Here is a 22,926-nt window from a genome sequence, read left to right as displayed (position 1 = left end):
CTCAGGTCTCCTGCAGGCTCTCGGTCTGTGGTGTCGTAGACTGGTCGGCGAGGGCCTCGCCGACGATGAATTTCCAGCTGCGGCGGATGTAGGCGTGCAGCCGCATGGTGTGCTCGCGCACCAGTTCCTCGGCGAGACCGGCGTCGCGCGCCTCGATCGCCTCGATGATGTGCATGTGGTCGACCACCGAGCGGTCGGCGCGGCTGGTGTCGCGCAGCGCCTTGCGGCGCACCGCCTTGAGATGCGTGAACAGTCCCTGCGCGATCGTCTCGATCAGCCGGGTCTTGGAGAGGCGCAGGATGCAGAGGTGGAACTCGATGTTCGCCTCGGAATACTCGCTCAGCTCCGCCTTGGCGCGGTCCTTGGTATATTTCGTGCCAAGGCGCCTCAGTTCCGCGATCTCCTCGTCGGTGGCGTGCAGGCAGGCCATCCGGGCGGCCATGCTTTCGAGCGCGGCCCAGACCACGATCATCTCGAGGATCTCGTTGAGGCTCTTGCGCCGGATGAACACGCCGCGGCGGGGCTGGATGTCGACAAAGCCCTCCTGCTCGAGGCGCATGATCGCCTCGCGGATCGGCGTGCGGCTGATGCCCAGCTGGTCCGCAAGCGTGCGCTCGTCCATCCGCAGGTTGGTGCCCTCGTCATAGATGTCGAGATTCATGATCGACGTCTTGAGGACATCGTAGATGTGCTCCTTCAACGAGAAGGAGCCGTTGACCGGCTTCAGTTCCAGTTGAGTGCCCATCGGTCCTCCCGCGCGGGGCGCATCGGTCTTTCGCCGCTTCTCCCGCCTGCGCTCACGCGCTTTCGCAATCTGGTATACCATGAACCATGGACGCGCAATCCCTGTTTTTGGCATGCCAGAGACCACACGCCCGACTCCGGGACGGTTTTCCGTAACGTGGAAAATCCGTCGCACGGGGCGGCGCGCTTCCGGTCCATGCGCCGGGCGTGTTATCGAGCGGAAGCGGCAGCGGGCCGGGTGGACGAGGGCGCATGAACGACCAGCCGATCAGCGACGAGGCCGAGGCGGAGACGGGTGCCGCCACGCCGATGATGGCGCAGTATCTCGAGATCAAGGCCGCGCATCCCGAGGCGCTGCTGTTCTACCGCATGGGCGATTTCTACGAGCTGTTCTTCGACGACGCGGTGGCGGCGGCGGCGGCGCTCGACATCGCGTTGACCAAACGCGGCAAGCACTTGGGCGCCGACATCCAGATGTGCGGCGTGCCCATCCACGCCGCCGAGAGCTACCTGCTCACGCTGATCCGCAAGGGCTTCCGCGTCGCCATCGCCGAGCAGATGGAGGACCCCGCCGAGGCGAAGAAGCGCGGCTCGAAGGCCGTGGTCCGGCGCGAGATCGTGCGCCTCGTCACGCCCGGCACGCTGACCGAGGAGACGCTGCTGGACGCGCGGCGCAACAACTTCCTCGCCGCCTGGGCCGAGATCCGGGGCGACGGCGCGGTGGCCTGGGCCGACGTCTCGACGGGCGAGCTGGGCGTGGCAAGCTGCCCGCGGGCGGCGCTTGGCCCGATGCTCGCGCGACTCGCGCCGCGCGAGGTGCTGGTGCCCGAGCGCGCGGCCGGCGATGCGGGCCTCGACGCGCAGGTCGCGGATGCGGGCGCGGTGACCACGCCGCTCGGCCCCGCGAGCTTTGATTCGTCGGCGGGCGAGGGGCGGCTCTGCCGGCTCTTCGGGGTCGCGGCGCTCGACGGATTCGGGACCTTCGGGCGGGCGGAACTGGCGGTGCTGGGGGCGCTGGTCGATTACCTCGAGCTGACCCAGAAGGGCCGCCTCCCGCTGATGCGCCCGCCGGTGCAGGAAGCGCCCGGGGGCGTCATGCGCATCGACGCGGCGACCCGGCGCAACCTGGAACTGACGCAGGCGCTGTCGGGCGGGCGCGAGGCGACGCTGCTCGCCGCCATCGACCGCACCCGCACCGGGGCGGGGGCGCGGCTGCTGGCGCAACGCATCTCGGCGCCGCTGACCGACGTGGCGGCGATCCGCGCGCGCCACGACGCGGTCGAGTGGCTGGCCGGGAGCCGCCCGCTGGCCGACGCGCTGGGCGACGCGCTCGCCCGCGTGCCCGATATCGAGCGTGCACTGGCCCGGCTCGCGCTCGACCGCGGCGGCCCGCGCGACCTCGGCGCCATCCGCGGCGGGCTGGCGCAGGCCGCATCCATCGCCGACATGCTGGCGGGGGCCGAGCCGCCCGAACTGGTGGCCGGCGCCGCCACACGCCTCGGCGGACATGACGCGCTGATCGGCCTCCTGGACGCCGCGCTGGTCGCCGAGCCTCCGCTGCTCGCCCGCGACGGCGGCTTTGTCGCGCGTGGCCACGACGCCGATCTCGACGAGGCCCGGCGCCTGCGCGACGAGGGGCGCGGCGTGATCGCCGCGATGCAGGGCGATTACGCGGCCGAGACGGGCATCGACAGCCTCAAGATCCGGCACAACAACGTGCTCGGCTATTACATAGAGACCACGGCGCGCCATGCCGAGGCGATGTTCGAGCGCAAGGATCGCTTCATCCACCGCCAGACGCTGGCAAACGCCGTGCGCTTCACAACGGTGGATCTCTCGGACCTCGAGAACCGCATACTGAATGCCGGCAACCGCGCGATCGAGATCGAGAAGCGCATCTTCGAGGCCCTGCGCGAGGCGGTGCTGGCCGCGCGCGGCCCGCTGGGCGAGGCCGCGCGCGCGCTGGCCGAGCTCGACGTCGCCGCCTCCGCGGCCCGGCTCGCGGTCGAGGAGGGCTGGACCCGCCCCCATGTCGAGGCCTCTCGCGCCTTCGCGATTCGCGCGGGGCGCCACCCGGTGGTCGAGCAGGCGCTGCGCCGGCAGGGCGCAGGGCCGTTCGTCGCCAATGACTGCGACCTCTCGGCCGAGCCCGCCGGCCCCGCGCCGATCTGGCTGCTGACAGGTCCCAACATGGCGGGCAAGTCGACCTTCCTGCGCCAGAACGCCCTGATCGCGGTGCTGGCGCAGGCGGGGCTGTTCGTACCGGCGGCCGAGGCGCGGATCGGGATCATCGATCAGCTTTTCAGCCGTGTCGGGGCCGCCGACGATCTCGCCCGCGGGCGCTCGACCTTCATGGTCGAGATGGTCGAGACGGCCGCAATTCTCAATCAGGCCGGGCCCGGCGCATTGGTGATCCTCGACGAGATCGGGCGCGGCACCGCCACCTGGGACGGCCTCTCGATCGCCTGGGCGGTGCTCGAGCATCTGCACGAGGCGAACCGCTGCCGCGGCCTGTTTGCAACCCATTACCACGAGCTGACGGGGCTCGCAGACCGCCTCGACAAGCTCTCGACCGCCACCGTCGCCGTGCGTGAATGGGAGGGCGAGGTGGTGTTCCTGCACGAGGTCCGCCCCGGCGCCGCCGACCGCTCGTATGGCGTGCAGGTCGCCCGCCTCGCCGGTCTGCCCGAATCGGTGACCACGCGCGCCCGCGAGGTGCTGGAGAAGCTGGAACGCCACGAACGCGAGGGCTCGCCCGCCGATCTCGTGGACGCGCTGCCGCTGTTCCAGGCCCGCCCGCGGCAGGCCCCCGCGCCCGCGCCCGCGCCCGCGCCGAAGGTCTCGGTCGTCGAGGCGCGGCTCAGGGGCATCCACCCCGACGAGCTCACCCCGCGCGAGGCGCTCGACCTGGTCTACGAGCTGCGCGCGATGCTGGAGGACAAGCCATGACCGACACCCCGCGCATCGCGATCCTGGTGGATGCCGACAACGTGGACGCGGCCCATATCCGCTTTGCCGTGGACGATGCGCGCGCCCGCGGACGGGTGGTGATCCGCCGCGCGGTGGGCCGGCTCAGCTCGATCAAGGGGCGCGAGAAGGTGCTGACGGATCTGGGCTTCTCGGCCGAGGTCGCGTTCTCGGGCGCGCGCGCGACGAAGGACACGGCGGACCTGATGATCGCCCAGACAGGCATCCGGCTGGCCGAGCGCGGGACTGTCGAGATCATCGCGCTGGTCTCGTCCGACAGCGATTTCGCCACCATCGCGCGCGGCATCGCGGAATCGGGCGTCGAGGTGATTGGCTACGGCAAGGCCAATACGCCCGCGGCCTTCCGCGAGGCGGTGGCGACCTTCACCGCCTTCCCCGAGAACGGGGCCGGCGGCGCCGAGCCCGAGCGTTCGGGCCCCCGCGACATCGAGAAGGCGCGCCGCATCGTCACCGCACAGCTCGACCGCAAGGGCCGTGCGCGCACCCAGACCGTGGGCAGCCAGCTCAACCGCGCCTTCGACGGCAACTACAAGACCCGCTTCGGCGTGAGGACGCTGCACGAACTCGTCGAAATGATCGGCGGGTTCGAGATCGTGGACGAGCCGGGCGGCCAGGGCGTCTCGGCGCAGATGCTGCGCCGCAAGGCGTGAGGCGGGCCTAGTCCTTGCCGCCGCCGGCCTCGGCCTCGGCCGGGACGCCGTCGGGCCGGGTCAGGATGAACAGCGCCACGGCGGCGAGCGCCAGCGCCTGCAACACCATTACATGGCCCGGCACGCCCAGCGCCAGCGACAGCAGCAGGCTGAACGCCAGCGCCACCATCGCCGCGCGCTTGGCGCGGCGGCCGATCGCGCCGCGTTCGCGCCAGTCGCGGATGCCTGGTCCGAAGCGGGAATGGTTCACCAGCCAGTCATGGAAGCGGTCCGAGCCGCGGGCGAAGCAGAAGGCGGCCAGCAGCATGAAAGGCACGGTCGGCAGCAGCGGCAGAAAGGCGCCGACGAAACCGGCGGCGAATGCCGTGCCCCCTGCGATCGTCCACGCCATGCGCATCGCGCCCTCCGTCCGCCTGCGCCCCAAGAGATAGGGCGGCGGGCCGCCTCAGGCCAGAAGCTCCGCCAGCACCCGGTCGAGCACGAGCCGGCCCTCGGGCGTCGCGACCAGCCGGCCGGCCCGCCGGCTCACCAGCCCCGCGCCTTCCAGAGCCGCGATCCGCTCGGGCGCGATGGGCGCGCCCGCGACCGCCGCGTGGCGTGCGAGGCCGATGCCCTCGGCCAGCCGCAGTCCCATCAGCACCATCTCGTCACCATGCTCGGCCGGCGAGAGCGGCGTCTCCTCGACCAGCGCGTGGCCACGGTCCGCGACCTGCGCCATCCAGCCCGCGGGGTCGCGCGCCGTCGCGGTGGCAAGCCGCACGCCGTCCTCCCGGGTGATGCGGCCATGCGCGCCCGGCCCCAGGCCCGCGTAGTCGCCAGATCGCCAGTAGACCAGGTTGTGCCGGCTCTCGGCCCCCGGCGCCGCGTGGTTCGACACTTCGTAGGCCGGCATCCCGGCCGCCTCGGTCAGTTCCTGCGTGATCGCATACATCTCGGCCGATGCCTCGTCCGGGGGCACGACCAGCCGCCCGCGACGGTGGAGGTCGAAGAAGCGCGTCCCCTCCTCGATCGTCAGTTGATAGAGCGAGAGGTGGTCGACCGCCATCGCGAGCGCCGCGCCGAGCTCGGCCTCCCATGCCGCGGGGGTCTGGCCCATCCGGGCATAGATCAGATCGAAGCTCACCCGCCGGAACGCCGCGCGCGCCACGTCGAAGGCCGCGCGGGCCTCCGATACCGTGTGCATCCGGCCGAGCGCCTTCAGGTCCGCGTCGTTCAGCGCCTGCACGCCCATCGAGACGCGGTTGATGCCCGCCGCCCCATAGGCCCGGAACTTCGCGGCCTCGACCGAGGTGGGGTTTGCCTCCAGCGTGATCTCGGCCCCCGGCGCGAGTCCCCACAGCCGGTCGGCCTCGTCGATCAGCCGCGCCACGGTCTCGGGCGCCATCAGGCTGGGGGTGCCCCCGCCGAAGAACATCGTGTCGGCCCGTCGCGGCCCGGTGAGCTCGCGCATACGGCGCATTTCGGCCACCAGCGACTCGGCCCATGCGGCGTGGTCCACGACCCGCGAAACATGGCTGTTGAAGTCGCAGTAGGGGCATTTCGCGAGGCAGAACGGCCAGTGGACATAGACACCGAAGCCGCCCGCCCGCCAGTCGGGCGCGGTCACTTGCGCTCCAGATGCGCCCAGATCACCCATCCGAGCCCCGCAACTCCTGCCAGCCCCGCGAAGGCGTTGCCGCGCCAGCCGGCGAAGGCCAGCAGGCCGAGAAAGAACAACGCCAGCGCCACCGCATGGCGCCGCGCGAAGGCGGATCGGTCGGGCCTGCCCATCGCCTCACCCCCAGATCATCCGCGGTAGGCCGTGACCTCGATCTCGACCTTCATCTCGGGCGCGATCAGGCCCGCGACGACCATCGTGGCGGCCGGGCGCACACCGCTCAGTGCGCGGCGCAGCGCGGGCGCGATCTCGTGCCGCAATTCCGCATCCGTCACGGTGTATTGGACGCGCACGATGTCGGCCATGGCAAAACCCGCCTCGGCCAGCGTGGCCGCGATGGTCGCAAGGGCGTTGCGCGCCTGCTCGGCCGCGCCTTCGGGCATCGCCATCTTCGCGTAATCATAGCCCGTGGTCCCCGCGACGAAACACCAGTCGCCCGCGACCACCGCGCGGGAATAGGCGAACTCGTCCTCGAAGGGCGAGCCGGTCGAGATCAGGCGTCGCGTCATGGCGTTCCCCCGAAACAGGCAGCGACGAGCTTGCGGAAGGCGTCGGCGCGGTGCGAGATCGCGTGCTTGGCGGCGGGCTCCATCTCTCCAAAGGTGAGGCCGCCGCCCGCGGGCAGGAACATCGGGTCATAGCCGAAGCCCTGCGCGCCGCGGGGCGGCCAGATCACCTCGCCCTCGGCCGTGCCGCGAAAGGTCTCGTCATGCCCGTCGGGCCAGGCGAGAGACAGCACGCAGACGAAGCGCGCCCGCCAGGGCCGTGGGGCGCCCCTCGCCACCAGCGCGTCATGCGCCTTTTTCATCGCCGCGCCATAGTCGCGGCCGGACGGCGTCTCGGCCCAGTTGGCGGTGTAGACGCCGGGCGCGCCGTCGAGGGCGTCGATCTCGATCCCCGAATCGTCAGAGAGCGCGGGCACCCCGCTGGCCTCGGCCGCCGCATGGCTCTTGATCCGGGCGTTCGCCTCGAAGGTCGTGCCGGTCTCGTCTGGCTCGGGCAGGCCGAGATCGGCGACCGAAACGGTCTCGACCCCGAAAGGCGCGAGCAGCTCGCCGATCTCGCGCACCTTGCCCTTGTTGTGCGAGGCGACGACCAGCCGCCCGCCGCCGAACGCCCGCGTCATCCCAGCGCCGCCTTCTGCGCCGCCACCAGTTCGGCCACGCCCTGCTTGGCCAGCGCCAGCATCGCGTGGAACTCGGCCTCGGAGAAGGTCGCGCCCTCGGCCGAGGCCTGCACCTCGACCATCGCGCCGTCGCCCGTCAGGACGAAATTCGCGTCCGTTCCGGCCTCCGAGTCCTCGGCATAGTCGAGGTCGAGCACCACCTGCCCGCCATGCACCCCGGCCGAGACGGCGGCGATATGCGTGGTGATCGGGTTCATCGCGATCAGCCCGCGCGCGACAAGCGTCTCGGCCGCGAGCCGCAGCGCCACCCAGCCGCCGGTGATCGAGGCGGTGCGCGTGCCGCCATCGGCCTGGATGACGTCGCAGTCGACGATGATCTGGCGTTCGCCCATTATCACCCGGTCGGTGCCGGCCCTCAGCGCGCGCCCGATCAGGCGCTGGATCTCCTGCGTGCGGCCCGTCTGGCCGTTCTTGGCCTCGCGCCGGTTGCGGGTGTTGGTGGCGCGCGGCAGCATGCCATATTCGGCCGTCACCCAACCCAGCCCCGAATTACGCAGGAAAGGCGGCGCCTTGTCCTCGACCGAGGCGGTGCACAGCACATGCGTCTCGCCCATGCGGATCAGCACCGAGCCCTCGGCATGGCGGTTCACGCCGGTCTCGATGGTGACGGGGCGCAGGGCGTTGGCGGCTCGGCCAGAGGGACGCATCGGTGGCTCCTTTCGCGTGTCTGGCCGGCTCTCTAGCGCCAAGGGGCGCGGGCGTCCAGAACCCGCCAGCCGATTGACGCGGGGACGTGCGCGTCATACCTGAATCCGGCAACCCTGACACACGAGCGAGATGAGCGCACCGACCCCGAGCCTTGCGGATCTGAACGAGCGCAGCCGCGCCATCTTCCGGCGCCTGGTCGAAACCTATCTCGACACTGGCGAGCCGGTCGGCTCGCGCACACTGTCGCGCGGCTTCGACATGGCACTTTCGCCCGCCACCATCCGCAACGTGATGCAGGACCTCGAGTTCCTGGGCCTGCTCGACAGCCCGCACGTATCGGCGGGCCGGGTGCCGACGCAGCTCGGCCTGCGGCTCTTCGTCGACGGCGTGCTCGAGGTCGGCGAGATCCCGCCCGAGGAGCGCCAGCAGATCGACCGCCTCGCCGCCCAGCCCGAGCAGGACCTCTCGGCCGTGCTCGACGGCGCGAGCGAGCTGCTTTCAGGCCTGTCGCATTGCGCGAGCCTCGTCTTCGCGCCCAAGGCGGGCGCGCCGGTCGAGCACCTGGAATTCATCTCGCTCGCGCCCGAGCGCGCGCTCGCCGTGCTGGTGATGGGCGACGGGACGGTCGAGAACCGGCTGTTCTCGCCCCCTCCCGGCCTCACGCCCTCGGCGATGCGCGAGGCCGCGAACTTCCTCAACGCCAAGCTGCGTGGCCACACGCTGACCGAGGCGCAGGAGCTGATGGCACGCGAGATCGCGGCCCATCGCGCCGAGCTCGACGGCCTCGCGGCCAGCCTGATCGAGCGGGGCATCGCGCTCTGGGCGGGCGAGGGCGCGGAGGGCGCCGACCGGCTGCCGGACCGCCTGATCGTTCGGGGACGGGCGAACCTTCTGTCCGAGACGCAGGGCGCCGAGGAGCTCGAACGGATGCGCCGGCTGTTCGACGACCTCGAACGCAAGCGGGACCTCAGCCAGCTCCTCGATCTCACCGAGGGGGCCGACGGCGTGCGCGTCTTCATCGGGTCCGAGAACAAACTCTTCTCGCTCTCGGGCTCGACATTGGTTATCTCGCCCTACACCGACACGAACCGCCGGGTGGTCGGCGCGATCGGCGTGATCGGCCCGACGCGGCTGAACTATGGCCGGATCGTTCCCATAGTGGACTACACCGCGCGCCTGGTCGGGCGCATGGTCACGGGCGACGGCATGCAGAAAAGATGAGAGGCAAGGACATGGCGAAGACGCAAGCCAAGACCGATGAGCCCCAGACCACCGGGACCACCCCCGAGGAGGCGCTGCCCGAGATGGGTGCCGTGCCGGGGCCGGACGTCCGAATCGCCGAGCTCGAGGCCGAGCGCGACGAGCTGAAGGACCGCCTGCTGCGCGCGCTGGCCGAGGCCGAGAACACCCGGCGCCGCGCCGAGCGCGACCGCAAGGACGCCGAGACCTATGGCGGCACCCGCCTCGCGCGCGACATCCTGGCGGTCTACGACAACCTCACCCGTGCGCTCGCCGCCGCCGACGACAGCATCAAGACCGAGCATGCCGCCCTGTTCGAGGGCATCGAGCTCACCCGGCGCGAGCTGCTGAACGCCTTCGAGAAGCACAAGATCCGCGAGACCACGCCGCAGAAGGGCGAGAAATTCGATCCCAACCTGCACCAGGCGATGTTCGAGGCCCCGATTCCCGGCGCCCAGCCCGGCACCATCATCGAGGTGATGCAGGCGGGCTTCGTCATCGCCGACCGCCTGCTGCGTCCGGCTCTGGTCGGCGTGGCCCGGGCCATGCCGCAGGCGGCCGGGCCAGCGGCCGAGGCCGCGCCGGAGAATGGCGAGGACAAGGCCGGTTGAACCGTCGCAGCCGGAGGGCGCGCCCGATGCCGATCACGACCGAGGCGCGCCTGCGCGAGATCTACGGCGAGGCCCATCCCCGCGCCGCGGCCAAGGTCATCGGGCGGCTCGATGCCCATTGCCGCGCCTTCGTCGCGGCATCGCCCTTCGTGGTGGTGGCGACATCTGACGGCACGCGGCTCGACGCCTCGCCCAAGGGCGACCGGCCCGGCTTCGTGCAGGTCGAGGGCGAGCGTGCCCTGCTGATCCCCGACTGGCCCGGCAACTCCCGCATCGACGGGCTGCGGAACATCCTCGTCCACCCCCGCGCGGGGCTGATCTTCCTGATCCCCGGCGTGCGGGAGACGCTTCGGGTGAATGGCCCCGCCACGATCCACGACGAGTCCGCGATGCGCGCGCGTTTCGCCCGCGACGGGCGCCTGCCGCTGACGGTCCTGCGGGTCGAGGCCGAGGAGGTGTTCCTGCACTGCGCCAAGGCCTTCCTGCGCTCGGCCCTGTGGGACCCCGCAAGCTGGCCCGCGGCGCGCCCGGTGCCAACCATGGCCGAGATGCTGCGCGACCACTGCGACCTCGAGGGCGAGCCCGAGCCCGAGGAGGCGATGCTCGCCCGCTACCGCGCCGCGCTCTACTGAGACGCGGCCCGCTCAGGCCATCAGCCCCAGCACCAGCCCGATCAGCCCGCAGGCGATGGCCGCATGGCCGCCGTCGATCCACCACAGATCGCGCGGCCGCCCGGCGAAGGCGTAGTTCGTCACGATCCAGGGCAGCACCACGAAGGCGCCGAGGCCGAGTCCGGCGACGAAGCCCGCGCCGCCACTCGAAACGCCTGCCGCGGCAAAGACATGGCGCAGCATCCCGGCGGTCAGCAGAGCCGCAGCCGCCGCGATCAGGAACGGCACCGCGTTACGGTCGGCCTTGTGCTGCGCCACCGTCCGGCCGATCGCCTGCGCCCAGCGTCCGCCCAGCAGGCCATACCAGATGGCCCCCCAGGCGAAGCCCGCCGCCGCGGCGAGGATGACCGCAAGAACCCCCATCTGCCCCTCCCCCGGCATGTTGCGACCAACCGATCCTACTCCGCCCGGCCCCGGCAGGAAATGCCCCGCCGTGCCCGTCAGGCCGAGCGCACCACCCGCAGCGTGAGATTGATGCGCCCGCCGCCCGGCAGGAGGTCGCCCTCGCCCGACAGCACCCGGTCGATGCCGTGATAGGCGAGCCGTGCCGGGCCCCCCATCGCCAGCACGTCGCCCGAGCGCAGGAGCAGGCGGGTCGTCTGCCCGCGCCGCTCGGTGCCGCCGATGCGGAAGCGCGCAGGGTCCCCGAGGCTGATCGAGACGACCGGGGCGTGGAACCCCTCCTCGCCCTCGTCGGCGTCGCGGTGCAGGCCCATCCGCGCGCCCTCGCCATACCAGTTGACCAGGCAGCAATCGGGATCGTCGTCCCAGCCGGAAACCGCGCGCCAGACCGCCAGCACCGAGGCCGGGATCGGCGGCCAGGGAGTGCCAGTTTCGGGGTGGCGCGGCACATAGGCATAGCGCCCGCGCGCGATCACCCAGCCGACGCGGCCGGCCGAGGTCATGCGCACGCTCATCGGCCGCCCCCAGGCTGTGACCGGGCGCACCAGGGGCGCGGCCGCGATCACCCCGCGGATGTCGGCGACCATTGCCGCCTGCGCCGGCCGGTCGAGCAGGCCGCGCCACAACAGCAGCCCCGGCACCACCTCCTCCGCCATGCCGGTCATTGCCTCCGCCATCGCCGCCTCCGCACCGCGCGGCGGCCCCGCCGCTGCCGCCTCGCCGCCTTGCGACCACCATGCCACGGCCTTATATAGCCGCCAGTTTCGACCGAGACCGCAAGCAGTGTGGGATGAGTTCCGGGGGCCGCGCACGGACCCGGACGGACATCGCCGGAAGGGAGTGACAGATCCATGTCCAAAGTTATCGGTATCGACCTTGGCACCACCAACTCCTGCGTCGCCATCATGGACGGCAAGCAGCCCAAGGTGATCGAGAATTCCGAGGGCGCGCGCACGACCCCCTCGATGGTCGCCTTCACCGAGGATGGCGAGCGCCTCGTCGGCCAGCCCGCCAAGCGCCAGGCCGTGACCAACCCCGAGAATACGCTCTTCGCCGTCAAGCGCCTCATCGGACGGCGCCATTCCGACCCGACGGTCGAGAAGGACAAGGGGATGGTCCCCTACAAGATCATCGAGGGCAAGAACGGGGACGCCTGGGTCGAGGCCCGCGGCCAGAAGTATTCGCCCTCGCAGATCTCGGCTTACGTGCTGCAGAAGATGAAGGAGACGGCCGAGAGCTATCTCGGCGAGAAGGTGACGCAGGCCGTCATCACCGTCCCCGCCTATTTCAACGACGCCCAGCGCCAGGCCACCAAGGACGCGGGCAAGATCGCCGGGCTCGAGGTTCTGCGCATCATCAACGAGCCCACCGCCGCCGCGCTCGCCTACGGGCTCGACCGCGAGGGCGGCAAGACCATCGCCGTCTATGACCTCGGCGGCGGCACCTTCGACATCTCGGTGCTCGAGATCGAGGATGGCCTCTTCGAGGTGAAGTCCACCAACGGTGACACCTTCCTGGGCGGCGAGGACTTCGACCTGCGGCTGGTGGACTACCTCGCGGACGAGTTCAAGAAGGACAACGGGCTCGACCTGCGCAAGGACAAGCTCGCGCTCCAGCGCCTCAAGGAGGCGGCTGAAAAGGCGAAGATCGAGCTGTCTTCCTCGTCGCAGACCGAGATCAACCTGCCCTACATCACCGCCGACGCCTCCGGGCCCAAGCATCTGGCGCTGAAGCTCACCCGCTCCAAGCTCGAGAGCCTGGTCGAGGACCTCGTGAACCGCACGCTCGAGCCCTGCCGCAAGGCGCTCAAGGATGCGGGCGTCACCGCGGCCGACATCGACGAGGTGGTGCTGGTCGGCGGCATGACCCGCATGCCGAAGGTCATCGAGACGGTGAAGAAGTTCTTCGGCAAGGAGCCGCACAAGGGCGTCAACCCGGACGAGGTCGTGGCCATGGGCGCCGCGATTCAGGCGGGTGTGCTGCAGGGCGACGTCAAGGACGTGGTGCTGCTCGACGTGACGCCGCTCTCGCTCGGCATTGAGACGCTGGGCGGCGTGTTCACCCGGCTGATCGACCGCAACACGACGATCCCGACCAAGAAGTCCCAGGTCTTCTCGACCGCCGACGACAACCAGTCGGCCGTGACGATCCGGGTCTTCCAGGGCGAGCGCGAGATGGCGGCCGACAACAAGCTGCTGGGCCAGTTCAACCTCGAGGACATCCCGCCCGCGCCCCGCGGCGTGCCGCAGATCGAGGTCACCTTCGACATCGACGCGAACGGCATCGTCAACGTCTCGGCCCGCGACAAGGGCACGAACCGCGAGCAGCGGATCACCATCCAGGCCTCGGGCGGCCTTTCGGATGCCGACATCGACCGGATGGTGAAGGAAGCCGAGGAGAACGCCGACGCCGACAAGAAGCGCCGCGCGCTGGTCGAGGCGAAGAACCACGCCGAGAGCCTGGTTCATGCCACCGAGAAGTCGCTGGCCGAGCATGGCGAGAAGGTCGACGAGGCCACCCGCTCGAGCATCACCGACGCCATCACGGCGCTCAGGGGCGTGCTCGACGGCGAGGATGTCGAGGCGATCAAGGCCAAGACCCAGGCGCTGGCCGAGGCGTCGATGAAGCTGGGCGAGGCGATCTACAAGTCGGAGGCCGAATCGACCGCCGCCCCTGATAGCGACGGCGCCGGGTCGAAGGATGACGTCGTGGACGCCGAGTTCGAGGAAGTGGACGACGACGGCAAGAAGCGGTCCTGACCGCGCGCCGTCCGTGTCACCAGCATGACCGGCCCCGCCGATCCGCCGTTCGGCTCCCATGCCCTGCCCGCGCCGATGGAATGGCTCCGCCGCCTCGGCGCGGGTGTCGGGACGTGGGGCGCGCCCGGGCGGCGGGCGGCCTCGCTGATCCGCCGGATCGTCTGCCTCGGGCGTGACGACCCCTTCGACGTCGAGCCCTTCCCGCGCCAGCGGGCGCGCCTCTACCCGCGCGACAACCTGTCGGAGAAGCGCGTCTTCACCGCCCCCGGGCGCTGGGACGCGGCCGAGCGGGCGGTGATCGCGCGGGCGGCCGCGGCGGCGGGGCAGGTGTTCCGCTTCGTCGACGCGGGCGCAAATGTCGGGCTCTACACGCTGGCCGCGCGCGCCACGGCACCCCGCGGCTTCCAGGGCCTCGCCATCGAGCCCGATCCCGAGAACCTGAGGCGCCTGCGCTTCAACCTCGCGGCCTCGGGCGCCGCGGATGTGATCGTGGCACCCGTCGCGCTGTCGGACCGGGCGGGCGAGGCCACGCTGGCGGCGGCGGGAGGCAATCGGGGCGAGATCCAGCTGGGCGCCGAGGGCGCGGGGCTTCGCGTGCCGACCCGAACGCTGCTCGACATCGTGCGTGAGGCAGGTCTCGACGGGATAGATGCGCTCAAGATCGACATCGAGGGGCACGAGGAACCGGCGCTCGCCGCCTTCCTGCGCGACGCGCCCCCAGCGCTCTGGCCCGGCGTCGTGCTGATCGAGGCGCCGCACGGCGCGGACACCCCGGCTCTGGCACTTCTGCGGTCGAATGGCTATGTGGTGGCCGAGCGGACCAGGCTGAACGCGATCCTCACCCGCCCCGGACCGCACCGCGCGGCGGCGGGCGCAGGCAAGACCCAAGGAAGTCTCGATGGCCAAGCGTGACTACTACGATGTGCTCGGGGTCGCCCGTGGCGCCTCGGCCGAGGAGCTGAAGAAGGCCTATCGCGCCAAGGCGAAGGAACTGCACCCCGACCGCAACAAGGACAACCCCGAGGCCGAGGCACAGTTCAAGGAGGTGAACGAGGCCTACGACGTACTGAAAGACGCCGAGAAGAAGGCCGCCTACGACCAGTTCGGCCATGCCGCCTTCGAGGCGGGCATGGCCGGGGGCGGGGCCGCCGGCGCACGGCCGGGAGATTTCGGCTCGGCCTTCTCGGACGTGTTCGAGGACCTGTTCGGCGATTTCATGGGCGGCCGGCGCGGCGGGCGCGGCGGCAACGGCATCCGGCGTGGCGCGGATCTGCGCTACAACCTGCGCGTCAGCCTCGAGGACGCCTTCCGCGGCAAGCAGGCCACCATCTCGGTCCCGGGCTCGACGAAATGCGAGGCCTGCAGCGGCACCGGCGCCGAGGGCGGCGCCCAGCCGCAGACCTGCCCCACCTGCGCGGGCCACGGCAAGGTGCGCGCGAGCCAGGGCTTCTTCACCATCGAGCGGACCTGCCCCACCTGCCACGGCCAGGGCCAGATCGTGAAGAACCCCTGCCGGGCCTGCGGCGGCCAGGGCAATGTCCGCAAGGACCGCGCGCTCAACGTCAACATCCCCCAGGGCATCGAGACCGGCACCCGCATCCGGCTGGCCGGCGAGGGCGAGGCGGGCGTCAAGGGCGGCCCTCCGGGCGATCTCTACATCTTCATCGAGGTCGAGCCGCACCCGATCTTCGAGCGCGACGGGCTCAACCTCTACTGCCGCGTGCCGGTGCCGATGACCACCGCGGCGCTTGGCGGCGAGATCGAGGTGCCGCTGATCGACGGCGGCCGCTCGCGCGTCAAGGTGCCCTCCGGCGTGCAGACCGGCAAGCAGCTGCGCCTGCGCGGCAAGGGGATGCCGGCGCTGCAGCGCGCCGGGCAGGTGGGCGACCTGATGATCGAGGTGCAGGTCGAGACGCCGGTGAACCTGAGCAAGCGACAGCAGGAACTGCTGCGCGAGTTCGAGAAGGCGGGCGTCGACAACAGCCCCTCCTCGAAGGACTTCTTCTCGAAGGTCAAGAGCTTCTGGGACGGGATGACCGGGACCGGCTGAGCCCGCCGCTCGGCCCTTCGACCAACTGCCAACCCGCGCTGCCCCAGGCTTGGCCCGGGGCATCCCGGATCCGCCATCAAACCGCAACGGCCAGTTGCCCCGACAGCCGCACCCGGCGTCGCTGGCGCCATCGGGCGCCGCACTGTCGCGGCCCCGGGTCAAGCCAGGGACCGCGGGCGTTGAGCCCGACGCAGCACGCGCCGCCCTCGCGTCAGAGCGGCGCGCGGATCGGGATCGTTCTTCCTTCCTCGCCCTTGCCCTTGCGGCCGATCGTGACCGTCAGCACGCCCTTCGCGGCTTCCGCCTCGATCTTCTCGGGGTCGGCGTCGGCGGGCAGGCGGAAGCTGCGCTCGAAGCGGCCGTATTCGCGCTCGGTGAAGAAATAGCCCGCGCCTTCCTCGCGCCGCTCGGCGCGCTTCTCGCCCTTCACGGTGAGGATGCCGTCGCGCAGCGTGACCTCCATGTCGTCCTCGGCCACGCCCGGCAGCTCGATGCTGACCCGGTAGGCGGCGGTGTCGCCGCTGGCCTCGGAACGCGGCGCGAACCAGCCGGCGATGCGCGAGCCAAGCGCGCGGAACGGCTCGGCGATGTCGGGCAGCCAGCCATGGGCAGGCGTCTTCTCGACCATCATCGGTTCTCCCATGCAGTGTCCGGTGGAGCGATCACAGCACCGCGCCCGCCCGCCGGCCTTGACGGCGATCAAATCCGCGGAGCTTTCCCCGCCCCGGCCCGCCTGCTAGATGAAGGTGCGACAGCCGCCCCGGAGAGCCGCGATGACCGACGCCCGCCCCATCGACATCACCGTGACCGGCGCCGCGGGCCGCATGGGCCGGATGCTGGCGCAGGCGGTGCGCGAAAACCCCGCCTGCCGGCTGGTGGGGGCGACCGAGCGGCCCGGCCATCCCTGGATCGGGCGCGACCTCGGCGAGGCGATGGAGGGTCCCGCGATCGGCGTGATGGTCGAGGACGACCCGCTGCCAGTGTTCGCCCGCTCGCGCGCCGTGCTCGACTTCACCTCACCCGCCGCCACGGTTGCGCACGCCGCGCTGGCGGCGCAGGCGCGGCTGGTCCACGTGATCGGCACGACCGGGCTCGAGGCCGACCATCTCGACCGGATCGAGGCGGCGGCGCGCCATTCGACCGTGATCCGGGCGGGCAACTTCTCGCTGGGCGTCAACCTGCTCACGGTGCTCGCGCGCCGGGTTGCGGCGGCGCTGGGCGAGGAGTTCGACATCGAGATCCTCGAGATGCACCACCGCCACAAGGTCGATGCCCCTTCGGGCACCGCGCTGATGCTGGGCGAGGCGGCTGCCGAGGGGCGCGGCACCACGCTGGCCGAGGCGCGTCTGGCCGCGCGCGAGGGCATCACCGGCGCGCGTCCCGCGGGCGGCATCGGCTTCGCCGCGCTCAGGGGCGGCGACGTCGTGGGCGAGCACGAGATCCTGTTCGCCGGCCCCGGCGAGCGCGTGGCGCTGCGCCATGTCGCGACCGACCGGATGCTGTTCGCGCGCGGCGCCGTCAGGGCCGCGATCTGGGGTGCGGGCCAGAAACCGGGCGAGTACGGCATGACCGACGTGCTGGGCCTCGCCTGAACGTTGATAGGTTGCAAGATCGCGACTTATTCGCCGGCCCACCCGCGCTAGGTTAGTGGAGGCGGAACCATGCCACCTGAGGCCCGGAGCGAACCGGTCCATCTCGTCAAGCTCTGTGTCGGCGCCGACAGCGTCGAGGACCTCGCCGACTGGCAGGCCGCCCGGATCGCCGAACGCGCGGGCGCGGGCCTCGACCCCTGCCCGCGTCACGTCACGCGCATGTGGCCGCGCAGGCAAGACGCCCTGCTGGCAGGAGGATCGGTCTATTGGGTCGTCCGTGGCCTTATCCTGGTGCGCCAGCGCATCGTCCGGCTCGACCCGGTGACGGGCGAGGACGGGATCACGCGCTGCGCGCTGGTGCTCGACCCCGAGCTGGTGCGGGTCGAGGCACGGCCGCGTTCGGCCTTCCAGGGCTGGCGCTATCTCGCGCCCTCGGATGCGCCGCCGGATCTTGGCCACACGGGGTCCGGCGAGGCGGGTCTGCCGCAGGACATGCAGGCGGCGCTCGCAGCCCTGGGCGTCCTTGGCTGAGCCGCGCGCAGCCCGCCGCTGCGGCGCGGAGGGGCCTCGCATGAACCGGCTCGACTCGCGCCTCGCCGATCTGCTGGGGCCAGTCCGCGACGTCACCGTGGGCGCGCTGCTCGAGGTGCTGGCGCGGCGCCTCGATTCGGGGGCCGAGATCGAGGCCGAGCCGATGCAGCGCGAAGGCGAGGGCCGCGTCGCCCGCGACGGCACGCTCCAGCTGCCGCGCCGCGGCGACCTTCGGGTGACCGCGGGCGGACGCAGCCTGGTCGAGCGCGTCGCAAGCCCCGCGCCGCTCGCCTTCGCACCCGTCACGCTGGTCGAGGCCGATGGCTTCGTGACGACGCTTTCCCCCTTCCGCTGGGACGCGGCCGCCATCGTCGTCACTGCCGCCCAGCCGCGGCCGAACTGGGCACCGATCCGCCGCTGGTTCCTCGAATGGTTCCAGAGCCGCTATGCCGACGTGGCGCCCGACCTCGCGGGCGCGGTCCATTCGATTGACGGACCCGAGAAGCTGGGGCAGCAATGGCGCTTCACCGCCGATCTCGGCTCGGCGCCCATCGAGTGCATCTCGGACCTCATCGGCGCCTTCGTCGCCACGGGCGCGAGCCGCATCCACATCGGCGAGCCCGAGGGCTGAACCCGGGGCAGCGCGCCTGCTCCATCAGCCCACCCCGTCAGCCCGCCGCCCAGCGCGCCCTGCGGGGAAGGTCGACCGCGTTATCCACATCGCTCAGAACCGCCGCGAGCCGCGCCGGGCCTAGCCGACCCAGCGTCGCCTCGGTGTCCGTGAGCGCATGCGGGCCAGACCAGCGCACGCCTTCGAACAGCCCCGCCGGCAGCCGCCCGCCATGCGGCACCGCGACCAGCCAGTAGCCCCCATCCGTCGCCGGCCCCAGCACGGCACGACCGCCGCGCGCCATCGCAAGGGCCTCGGCCACCACGGCGGGGCTCACGCCCGGCACGTCGGCGCCCACGATTGCTACCGGTCCCGGCCCGAAGGCCGACAGCGCCCGCGCCATCCGCGCGCCCAGGTCGCCCGGCCCCTGCGGCCAGCGCGCGACCCCGGATGGCCAGGCGCGCGAGCCCAGCGCCGTGTCGGGCGCCACCGCCAGCACGGTGCGCCAGCGCCGGTCGCGCGCCATCGCCCGGATCAGCCGCGCCGTCTGGTGGCGGAACCACCACGCCGCCTCGACCATGCCGATGTCGCGGCCCAGCCGCGTCTTGACCCGGCCTGGCCGCGGCTCCTTGACGAACAGCACCAGCGTCGGCCTCATCCCTGCCCCCGGTAGAAGCGCGCCAGCCGCTCGGGCGAGGCGCCGAGGAACCACAGCGCAAGCGTCGCGAGGTTCCGCGCACCGCGCCCCATCCAGCCGCCGCGCCGATAGCGCGCGGCGGAGGTCATGACCTGCCCGGGCAGCCGTCTCAGCCCCCGCCGTCCGATCCGCCGGACCAGCGCCACATCCTCCATCAGCGGGATCGGCGGATACCCCCCCGCCGCACGGTAGAGCGCCACGGGCAGCAGCAACCCCTGGTCGCCATAGGGCAACGCGAACAGCGCCGAGCGCAGGTTCGCCCAGGCCCCGACCCAGCGCGCGCCCATGCCGCCATCGTCGAAGCCCAAGCCGAAATAGCCCGCCCGGTCCGCGTGGCCGGACAAATGCGCGGCCACGGTGTGCTCCCAGCCCTCGGGCAGCAGCGTGTCGGCATGGAGGACCAGCAGCCAGGCCCCGCGCGCGGCGTTGCAGCCTGCTCCAAGCTGCTGCCCCCGCCCCCGCGGCGCCACGACCAGCCGCGCGCCGACCGCGTCGGCCACGGCCTCGATCCCGTCGGACGAACCCCCGTCGGCGATGATCAGCTCGCGGATCAGTCCCGCCGCGAGCCCCGGCACCAGCCGCTCGATGCACGGCCCGATCCGATCGGCCGCCTCGAGCGTGGGAATGACGACCGAGACCGGCGCCGTCATGCGCCCTCCTCCATCCGCCCCCCGAAGGTGACGAGGCACGCCCCGATCAGGCCGAGCGCCGCGAACCCCGCGAACAGCGGCGTGACCGAGCCGTCATAGGCCTGTGCGATGGCCGCCCCGATCGCCGCCGCGCCCACCGTCGAACAGGCGAGGATGACCGACGACGCGGTCCCCGCGATGTGCCCAAGCGGCTGGATCGCCAGCGCGTTGAGATTGGCGAACAGGATCGCGACACACAGGAAGATCAGCCCCAGCACTGCCATGAAGACCCCGAGCGACGGTACGCCCCCGCTCGCGGCCGCAAGCCCTGCACCAGCCGTCGCGATACCCGTCAGCGCCCATAGCGCGCGGCGCGCCAGCGGCTGCATGCCAAGGTGCATCACCAGCCAGCCATTCAGCACGCTCCCCGCCGCGAACACCACGGCGAGCGCCGAGAAGGCCAGCGGAAACCACGGCCCCAGGCCGTAGAGCTCCTCCATCACCTGCTGGGCGGTGGCGAGATAGGCCACGAAGGTGCCGAACACCGCGATGATGGCGAGGATCGCGACCACGGTCTGGCGGGTGGTGGCCACCTCGGCGAAGGCCGCCGCCAGCACCCGCGGGCGAAAGGGGCGCCGCCGCGCCGGGTCCAGCGTCTCGGGCACCGCCACCAGGTACCAGCCGCCCGAGACCAGCGCGAGCGCGAGGTAGAGCCCGAAGATCGCACGCCAGCCCGCCACCGCCTCGATCCCCTGGCCCATCAGCGGCGCCAGCATCGGCACCAGCATGAACACCGTCATTACCATCGACAGCACCCGCGCCATTGGCCGCCCCGAGTAGAGGTCGCGCACGATCGCGACCGCCACCACCCGCGGCCCGCCCGCGCCCACACCCTGCAGGAAGCGCCCGGCCAGCAGCATCTCGGGATTGGCGGCCGCAAGCCCCATCAGCGTGCCGGCGAGATAGATCGCCCAACCGATCAGCGTCGCCCGCTTGCGCCCCAGCGCGTCCGCCAGCGGCCCGAACACCAGCTGCGCGAGGCCGAGCCCTGCGAACACCAGCAGCAGCACCAGCTGGCGGTCGTTCTGGTGCGCGAAGGCGAGGTCGGCCGCCATCGCGTCGAGCGCGGGCAGCACCGCGTCGATGGTCATCGCGACGACCGAGGTCATCAGCGCAAGGAATGTCACAAGGGCCAGCGGCGCGCGCCCCTCGGCCCGCGCGGTGTGGTCGGGCAGCGTCATCAGGTCCCCCTCCCCGGGGCTTGCCGCGGTATAGCCTTGGGCCGGACGCGGTGCGACCCCTATATCTTCACCGTTGCTTCAGGGGAGATGGGAATGCCGGGCTTGAGGGGTTTCGTCGCGCGCGACCGCCGCGTTCTGAGAATGGCGGGGGCGAATGCGCGCGAGGTGCTGCAGGGCGTGGTGACGAACGATGTGCAACGGCTTGCGCCGGGCCGCGCGGTCTATGCCGCGCTGCTGACGCCGCAGGGCAAGTATCTGTTCGACTTCTTCCTCGTGGACGGCGGCGAGGCGGTGCTGATCGACGTGGCCGCCGACCGCGCCGAGGCGCTGGCGCAGCGCCTGCGGATGTACTGCCTGCGCCGCGACGCCCGGATCGAGGGCGACACAGGCCTTTCCGTCGCGCTGATCTGGGGCGAGGGCGCGCCGCCCGACGGCGCGATCCCCGACCCGCGCCTGCCTGCCCTGGGCTGGCGGCTCTATGCCGAGGCGCCCGCGCTCGACAGGATGGAACCCGCCTCGCCCGCCGACTACCTCGCGCTGCGTGTCGCGCATCAGGTGCCCGAGACCGGGGTCGAACTGGTGCCCGACGACAGTTTCATCCTCGAAGCCGGCTTCGAGCGCCTCAACGGCGTCGATTTCCGCAAGGGCTGCTATGTCGGGCAGGAGGTCACGGCCCGCATGAAGCACAAGACCGAGCTGCGCAAGCGCCTCGTCCCCGTCCGCGTCGAGGGCGCGGCCCCGCCGGGGACGCCGATCACCTCGGACGGCAAGCCCGCGGGGACGCTCTACAGCCACCACGGCGGGCGCGGCCTCGCGCATCTCAGGCTCGACCGCGCCACTGGCGAGATGGAGGCAGGCGGTGCGCGGGTGATCTACGAGGAATGAGCGCTGCGCCGGGATCTCATGCCGCAGCTCGTGCACGCGGGTCCGCCCCGCACCCCTGTGGGGGGCTCCAGCCTGCCGCTGCTCTCCCGGACCCCCGATCTGTCGCGCGGCGCCGAGCCCGACCGCCATTCCGGCGGCAATAGTTTGCCGAATCGGGCTCGCATGAGATTGGCCGAAGTGTCGGTCGATTCGAGAGTTCGTTACAGATCAGAACGATGACTAAGCTTTCGCGCGTGCAAGCTCCTCCGCCAGCAGCGCCGCCAGCCCCTCGCGATAGGTCGGATAGGCCAGTTCCACCCCCAGCTCCTCGTGCATGAGGCCGTTCGCGACCCGCTTCGATTCGGCATAGAAGCTGCGCGCCATCGGCGTCATCTCGGCCTCGTCATAGGCCACGGCCTCGGGCAGCGGCAGGCCCAGAAGTTCGGCGGCATGGGCGATCACGTCCTCCGGGGGCGCGGCCTCGTCGTCGCAGACATTGTAAACCGCGCCCGGCCGCGGCCGCGCGATCGAGGCCTCCAGCACGCTGGCGATATCCTCGACATGGATGCGGCTGAACACCTGCCCCGGCTTGACGATCCGCCGTGCCGTGCCGTCGCGCACCTTCGCGAAGGGGCCGCGGCCGGGGCCGTAGATCCCCGCGAGCCGGAAGATGTGGAGGGGCAGGCCGGCCTCGCGGTGCAGCCGCTGCCACGCCTGCTCGGCCTCGAGCCGCCACTGCCCGCGCCGCGTCGAGGGGCGGCACTCCGAGCCCTCGTCGACCCAGTCGCCGCCCCGGTCGCCATAGACCCCGGTGGTCGAGAGATATCCCACCCATTCGAACTGCGTCGCCCGCGCCCGGATCGCCTCGCCCGCCGCCGCCAGAACCGGGTCGCCCGCCGCATCCGGCCCGGCCGAGACCATGAGATGCGTGGCCGCGTCCAGCGCCGGCCCGAGCGCGGCCCCCGGCCAGACCAGCGCCTCGGCCCCTGTCTCGCGGATCAGGGCGGCCTTCCCCTCCGAGCGGGTGGTGCCGATCACCCGCCAGCCCCGCGCCGTCAGCCGCCGCGCCAGCGCCTGCGCGCTGTAGCCATGGCCGAAGCTCAGAAGGGTCGCGCGGGGCATGGGCAAGGCTCCGTGGATCGACTAGTGTCGCGCCC

At 71.7% G+C, this 22,926-nt stretch carries 26 protein-coding genes; 12 read left to right on the top strand and 14 right to left on the bottom strand.

Going from position 1 to position 22,926, the window contains the following annotated elements:
* Position 1 precedes the first annotated feature (1 nt).
* Complete coding sequence (locus tag M1105_RS06940; RefSeq protein WP_249579611.1) at positions 2 to 745, bottom strand: GntR family transcriptional regulator; 744 nt, start codon at positions 743 to 745, stop codon at positions 2 to 4.
* Positions 746 to 996: 251 nt separating this feature from the next.
* On the opposite strand from M1105_RS06940, the gene mutS reads away from it, so the two are divergent.
* Together mutS and M1105_RS06930 are read left to right on the top strand one after the other, a co-directional pair.
* The gene (mutS, locus tag M1105_RS06935) at positions 997 to 3,693 is read left to right on the top strand and encodes a DNA mismatch repair protein MutS (protein WP_249579610.1); all 2,697 of its coding nucleotides are present in this window, start codon (positions 997 to 999) and stop codon (positions 3,691 to 3,693) included.
* Positions 3,690 to 4,382, top strand: a complete 693-nt coding sequence (locus tag M1105_RS06930) for an NYN domain-containing protein (protein ID WP_249579609.1) — start codon at positions 3,690 to 3,692, stop codon at positions 4,380 to 4,382. The genes mutS and M1105_RS06930 overlap by 4 nt, the downstream gene beginning before the upstream one ends.
* Positions 4,383 to 4,389: 7 nt before the next feature.
* On the opposite strand, the gene M1105_RS06925 is transcribed toward M1105_RS06930, so the two are convergent.
* Genes M1105_RS06925 through rph form a run of 6 tightly spaced genes read right to left on the bottom strand, consistent with a single transcriptional unit; the run spans position 4,390 to position 7,872 of the window.
* Positions 4,390 to 4,773: a YbaN family protein gene (locus M1105_RS06925; protein WP_319936771.1), complete on the bottom strand. Its 384-nt coding sequence runs from the start codon at positions 4,771 to 4,773 to the stop codon at positions 4,390 to 4,392.
* Between the two features lie 54 nt (positions 4,774 to 4,827).
* Entirely contained in the window at positions 4,828 to 5,988 is a 1,161-nt protein-coding gene (gene hemW / locus M1105_RS06920) for a radical SAM family heme chaperone HemW (RefSeq protein WP_249579607.1), read from the bottom strand.
* Complete coding sequence (locus M1105_RS06915; protein ID WP_249579606.1) at positions 5,985 to 6,152, bottom strand: hypothetical protein; 168 nt, start codon at positions 6,150 to 6,152, stop codon at positions 5,985 to 5,987. Before M1105_RS06915 ends, hemW begins: the two co-directional genes overlap by 4 nt.
* A gap of 15 nt (positions 6,153 to 6,167) precedes the next feature.
* Positions 6,168 to 6,548 (bottom strand): RidA family protein, encoded by a 381-nt coding sequence (locus tag M1105_RS06910; protein ID WP_249579605.1) that lies wholly within the window; start codon positions 6,546 to 6,548, stop codon positions 6,168 to 6,170.
* Complete coding sequence (rdgB, locus tag M1105_RS06905) at positions 6,545 to 7,165, bottom strand: RdgB/HAM1 family non-canonical purine NTP pyrophosphatase (protein WP_249579604.1); 621 nt, start codon at positions 7,163 to 7,165, stop codon at positions 6,545 to 6,547. Before rdgB ends, M1105_RS06910 begins: the two co-directional genes overlap by 4 nt.
* On the bottom strand, positions 7,162 to 7,872 hold the full coding sequence (rph, locus tag M1105_RS06900) for a ribonuclease PH (protein WP_249579603.1): 711 nt from the start codon (positions 7,870 to 7,872) through the stop codon (positions 7,162 to 7,164). The genes rdgB and rph overlap by 4 nt, the downstream gene beginning before the upstream one ends.
* 130 nt (positions 7,873 to 8,002) lie before the next feature.
* Between rph and hrcA the strand changes: the two genes are divergently transcribed.
* Genes hrcA through M1105_RS06885 form a run of 3 tightly spaced genes read left to right on the top strand, consistent with a single transcriptional unit; the run spans position 8,003 to position 10,355 of the window.
* Positions 8,003 to 9,094, top strand: a complete 1,092-nt coding sequence (gene hrcA, locus M1105_RS06895) for a heat-inducible transcriptional repressor HrcA (RefSeq protein ID WP_249579602.1) — start codon at positions 8,003 to 8,005, stop codon at positions 9,092 to 9,094.
* An 11-nt stretch (positions 9,095 to 9,105) separates the two neighbouring features.
* The gene (grpE, locus tag M1105_RS06890) at positions 9,106 to 9,723 is read left to right on the top strand and encodes a nucleotide exchange factor GrpE (protein ID WP_249579601.1); all 618 of its coding nucleotides are present in this window, start codon (positions 9,106 to 9,108) and stop codon (positions 9,721 to 9,723) included.
* 26 nt (positions 9,724 to 9,749) lie between these two features.
* Positions 9,750 to 10,355, top strand: coding sequence for a pyridoxamine 5'-phosphate oxidase family protein (locus M1105_RS06885; RefSeq protein WP_249579600.1), 606 nt, complete (start codon positions 9,750 to 9,752; stop codon positions 10,353 to 10,355).
* 12 nt (positions 10,356 to 10,367) lie between these two features.
* On the opposite strand, the gene M1105_RS06880 is transcribed toward M1105_RS06885, so the two are convergent.
* Complete coding sequence (locus M1105_RS06880) at positions 10,368 to 10,757, bottom strand: DUF1761 domain-containing protein (RefSeq protein ID WP_249579599.1); 390 nt, start codon at positions 10,755 to 10,757, stop codon at positions 10,368 to 10,370.
* A 77-nt stretch (positions 10,758 to 10,834) separates the two neighbouring features.
* Entirely contained in the window at positions 10,835 to 11,473 is a 639-nt protein-coding gene (locus M1105_RS06875) for an alpha-ketoglutarate-dependent dioxygenase AlkB family protein (protein ID WP_249579598.1), read from the bottom strand.
* A 174-nt stretch (positions 11,474 to 11,647) separates the two neighbouring features.
* Here M1105_RS06875 and dnaK point away from each other — a divergent pair, with 174 nt between their 5' ends.
* The 3 genes from dnaK to dnaJ are packed head-to-tail and all read left to right on the top strand — an operon-like array spanning position 11,648 to position 15,605.
* Positions 11,648 to 13,555 carry a molecular chaperone DnaK gene (gene dnaK, locus M1105_RS06870; protein WP_249579597.1) on the top strand — a complete coding sequence of 636 codons (1,908 nt, stop codon included), beginning with the start codon at positions 11,648 to 11,650 and terminating at the stop codon, positions 13,553 to 13,555.
* A 24-nt stretch (positions 13,556 to 13,579) separates the two neighbouring features.
* A complete protein-coding gene (locus M1105_RS06865) occupies positions 13,580 to 14,467 on the top strand; it encodes an FkbM family methyltransferase (protein ID WP_249579596.1) in 888 nt (295 codons plus the stop codon).
* On the top strand, positions 14,454 to 15,605 hold the full coding sequence (gene dnaJ, locus M1105_RS06860; RefSeq protein WP_249579595.1) for a molecular chaperone DnaJ: 1,152 nt from the start codon (positions 14,454 to 14,456) through the stop codon (positions 15,603 to 15,605). Before M1105_RS06865 ends, dnaJ begins: the two co-directional genes overlap by 14 nt.
* Before the next feature lie 211 nt (positions 15,606 to 15,816).
* On the opposite strand, the gene M1105_RS06855 is transcribed toward dnaJ, so the two are convergent.
* Positions 15,817 to 16,236 carry an Hsp20/alpha crystallin family protein gene (locus M1105_RS06855; protein ID WP_249579594.1) on the bottom strand — a complete coding sequence of 140 codons (420 nt, stop codon included), beginning with the start codon at positions 16,234 to 16,236 and terminating at the stop codon, positions 15,817 to 15,819.
* 142 nt (positions 16,237 to 16,378) lie between these two features.
* Here M1105_RS06855 and dapB point away from each other — a divergent pair, with 142 nt between their 5' ends.
* From dapB to M1105_RS06840, 3 genes are all read left to right on the top strand, one after another.
* Entirely contained in the window at positions 16,379 to 17,197 is an 819-nt protein-coding gene (dapB, locus tag M1105_RS06850; RefSeq protein WP_249579593.1) for a 4-hydroxy-tetrahydrodipicolinate reductase, read from the top strand.
* A gap of 69 nt (positions 17,198 to 17,266) precedes the next feature.
* Positions 17,267 to 17,728, top strand: a complete 462-nt coding sequence (locus tag M1105_RS06845) for a DUF1489 family protein (RefSeq protein WP_249579592.1) — start codon at positions 17,267 to 17,269, stop codon at positions 17,726 to 17,728.
* A 40-nt stretch (positions 17,729 to 17,768) separates the two neighbouring features.
* Positions 17,769 to 18,359, top strand: coding sequence for a hypothetical protein (locus tag M1105_RS06840; protein WP_249579591.1), 591 nt, complete (start codon positions 17,769 to 17,771; stop codon positions 18,357 to 18,359).
* Positions 18,360 to 18,396: 37 nt separating this feature from the next.
* Here the strand turns inward: M1105_RS06840 and M1105_RS06835 are convergent, their stop codons facing one another.
* Genes M1105_RS06835 through M1105_RS06825 form a run of 3 tightly spaced genes read right to left on the bottom strand, consistent with a single transcriptional unit; the run spans position 18,397 to position 20,905 of the window.
* Positions 18,397 to 18,996 (bottom strand): TIGR04282 family arsenosugar biosynthesis glycosyltransferase, encoded by a 600-nt coding sequence (locus M1105_RS06835; protein ID WP_249579590.1) that lies wholly within the window; start codon positions 18,994 to 18,996, stop codon positions 18,397 to 18,399.
* Positions 18,993 to 19,685, bottom strand: coding sequence for a TIGR04283 family arsenosugar biosynthesis glycosyltransferase (locus tag M1105_RS06830; protein ID WP_249579589.1), 693 nt, complete (start codon positions 19,683 to 19,685; stop codon positions 18,993 to 18,995). The genes M1105_RS06835 and M1105_RS06830 overlap by 4 nt, the downstream gene beginning before the upstream one ends.
* Positions 19,682 to 20,905 carry an MFS transporter gene (locus tag M1105_RS06825; protein WP_249579588.1) on the bottom strand — a complete coding sequence of 408 codons (1,224 nt, stop codon included), beginning with the start codon at positions 20,903 to 20,905 and terminating at the stop codon, positions 19,682 to 19,684. The genes M1105_RS06830 and M1105_RS06825 overlap by 4 nt, the downstream gene beginning before the upstream one ends.
* Positions 20,906 to 20,998: 93 nt before the next feature.
* Between M1105_RS06825 and ygfZ the strand changes: the two genes are divergently transcribed.
* Positions 20,999 to 21,790, top strand: coding sequence for a CAF17-like 4Fe-4S cluster assembly/insertion protein YgfZ (gene ygfZ / locus M1105_RS06820; protein ID WP_249579587.1), 792 nt, complete (start codon positions 20,999 to 21,001; stop codon positions 21,788 to 21,790).
* 219 nt (positions 21,791 to 22,009) lie between these two features.
* Here the strand turns inward: ygfZ and M1105_RS06815 are convergent, their stop codons facing one another.
* Positions 22,010 to 22,891, bottom strand: a complete 882-nt coding sequence (locus M1105_RS06815; RefSeq protein WP_249579586.1) for an SDR family oxidoreductase — start codon at positions 22,889 to 22,891, stop codon at positions 22,010 to 22,012.
* Between the last annotated feature and the right edge of the window lie 35 nt (positions 22,892 to 22,926).

The organism is Thermohalobaculum sediminis (genome assembly GCF_023487995.1).
Classification (GTDB): Bacteria; Pseudomonadota; Alphaproteobacteria; order Rhodobacterales; family Rhodobacteraceae; genus Thermohalobaculum; species Thermohalobaculum sediminis.
Note: the sequence above shows the minus strand (reverse complement) of the source record. Positions and strands in the feature narration are given on the sequence as shown.

Coding starts and splice junctions, on each gene's coding strand:
- M1105_RS06940 (WP_249579611.1), bottom strand. CDS start 745: ATGGGCACTCAACTGGAACTGAAGCCGGTCAACGGCTCCTTCTCGTTG.
- mutS (WP_249579610.1), top strand. CDS start 997: ATGAACGACCAGCCGATCAGCGACGAGGCCGAGGCGGAGACGGGTGCC.
- M1105_RS06930 (WP_249579609.1), top strand. CDS start 3,690: ATGACCGACACCCCGCGCATCGCGATCCTGGTGGATGCCGACAACGTG.
- M1105_RS06925 (WP_319936771.1), bottom strand. CDS start 4,773: ATGGCGTGGACGATCGCAGGGGGCACGGCATTCGCCGCCGGTTTCGTC.
- M1105_RS06915 (WP_249579606.1), bottom strand. CDS start 6,152: ATGGGCAGGCCCGACCGATCCGCCTTCGCGCGGCGCCATGCGGTGGCG.
- M1105_RS06910 (WP_249579605.1), bottom strand. CDS start 6,548: ATGACGCGACGCCTGATCTCGACCGGCTCGCCCTTCGAGGACGAGTTC.
- rdgB (WP_249579604.1), bottom strand. CDS start 7,165: ATGACGCGGGCGTTCGGCGGCGGGCGGCTGGTCGTCGCCTCGCACAAC.
- rph (WP_249579603.1), bottom strand. CDS start 7,872: ATGCGTCCCTCTGGCCGAGCCGCCAACGCCCTGCGCCCCGTCACCATC.
- hrcA (WP_249579602.1), top strand. CDS start 8,003: ATGAGCGCACCGACCCCGAGCCTTGCGGATCTGAACGAGCGCAGCCGC.
- grpE (WP_249579601.1), top strand. CDS start 9,106: ATGGCGAAGACGCAAGCCAAGACCGATGAGCCCCAGACCACCGGGACC.
- M1105_RS06885 (WP_249579600.1), top strand. CDS start 9,750: ATGCCGATCACGACCGAGGCGCGCCTGCGCGAGATCTACGGCGAGGCC.
- M1105_RS06880 (WP_249579599.1), bottom strand. CDS start 10,757: ATGGGGGTTCTTGCGGTCATCCTCGCCGCGGCGGCGGGCTTCGCCTGG.
- M1105_RS06875 (WP_249579598.1), bottom strand. CDS start 11,473: ATGGCGGAGGCAATGACCGGCATGGCGGAGGAGGTGGTGCCGGGGCTG.
- dnaK (WP_249579597.1), top strand. CDS start 11,648: ATGTCCAAAGTTATCGGTATCGACCTTGGCACCACCAACTCCTGCGTC.
- M1105_RS06865 (WP_249579596.1), top strand. CDS start 13,580: ATGACCGGCCCCGCCGATCCGCCGTTCGGCTCCCATGCCCTGCCCGCG.
- dnaJ (WP_249579595.1), top strand. CDS start 14,454: ATGGCCAAGCGTGACTACTACGATGTGCTCGGGGTCGCCCGTGGCGCC.
- M1105_RS06855 (WP_249579594.1), bottom strand. CDS start 16,236: ATGATGGTCGAGAAGACGCCTGCCCATGGCTGGCTGCCCGACATCGCC.
- dapB (WP_249579593.1), top strand. CDS start 16,379: ATGACCGACGCCCGCCCCATCGACATCACCGTGACCGGCGCCGCGGGC.
- M1105_RS06845 (WP_249579592.1), top strand. CDS start 17,267: ATGCCACCTGAGGCCCGGAGCGAACCGGTCCATCTCGTCAAGCTCTGT.
- M1105_RS06840 (WP_249579591.1), top strand. CDS start 17,769: ATGAACCGGCTCGACTCGCGCCTCGCCGATCTGCTGGGGCCAGTCCGC.
- M1105_RS06835 (WP_249579590.1), bottom strand. CDS start 18,996: ATGAGGCCGACGCTGGTGCTGTTCGTCAAGGAGCCGCGGCCAGGCCGG.
- M1105_RS06830 (WP_249579589.1), bottom strand. CDS start 19,685: ATGACGGCGCCGGTCTCGGTCGTCATTCCCACGCTCGAGGCGGCCGAT.
- M1105_RS06825 (WP_249579588.1), bottom strand. CDS start 20,905: ATGACGCTGCCCGACCACACCGCGCGGGCCGAGGGGCGCGCGCCGCTG.
- ygfZ (WP_249579587.1), top strand. CDS start 20,999: ATGCCGGGCTTGAGGGGTTTCGTCGCGCGCGACCGCCGCGTTCTGAGA.
- M1105_RS06815 (WP_249579586.1), bottom strand. CDS start 22,891: ATGCCCCGCGCGACCCTTCTGAGCTTCGGCCATGGCTACAGCGCGCAG.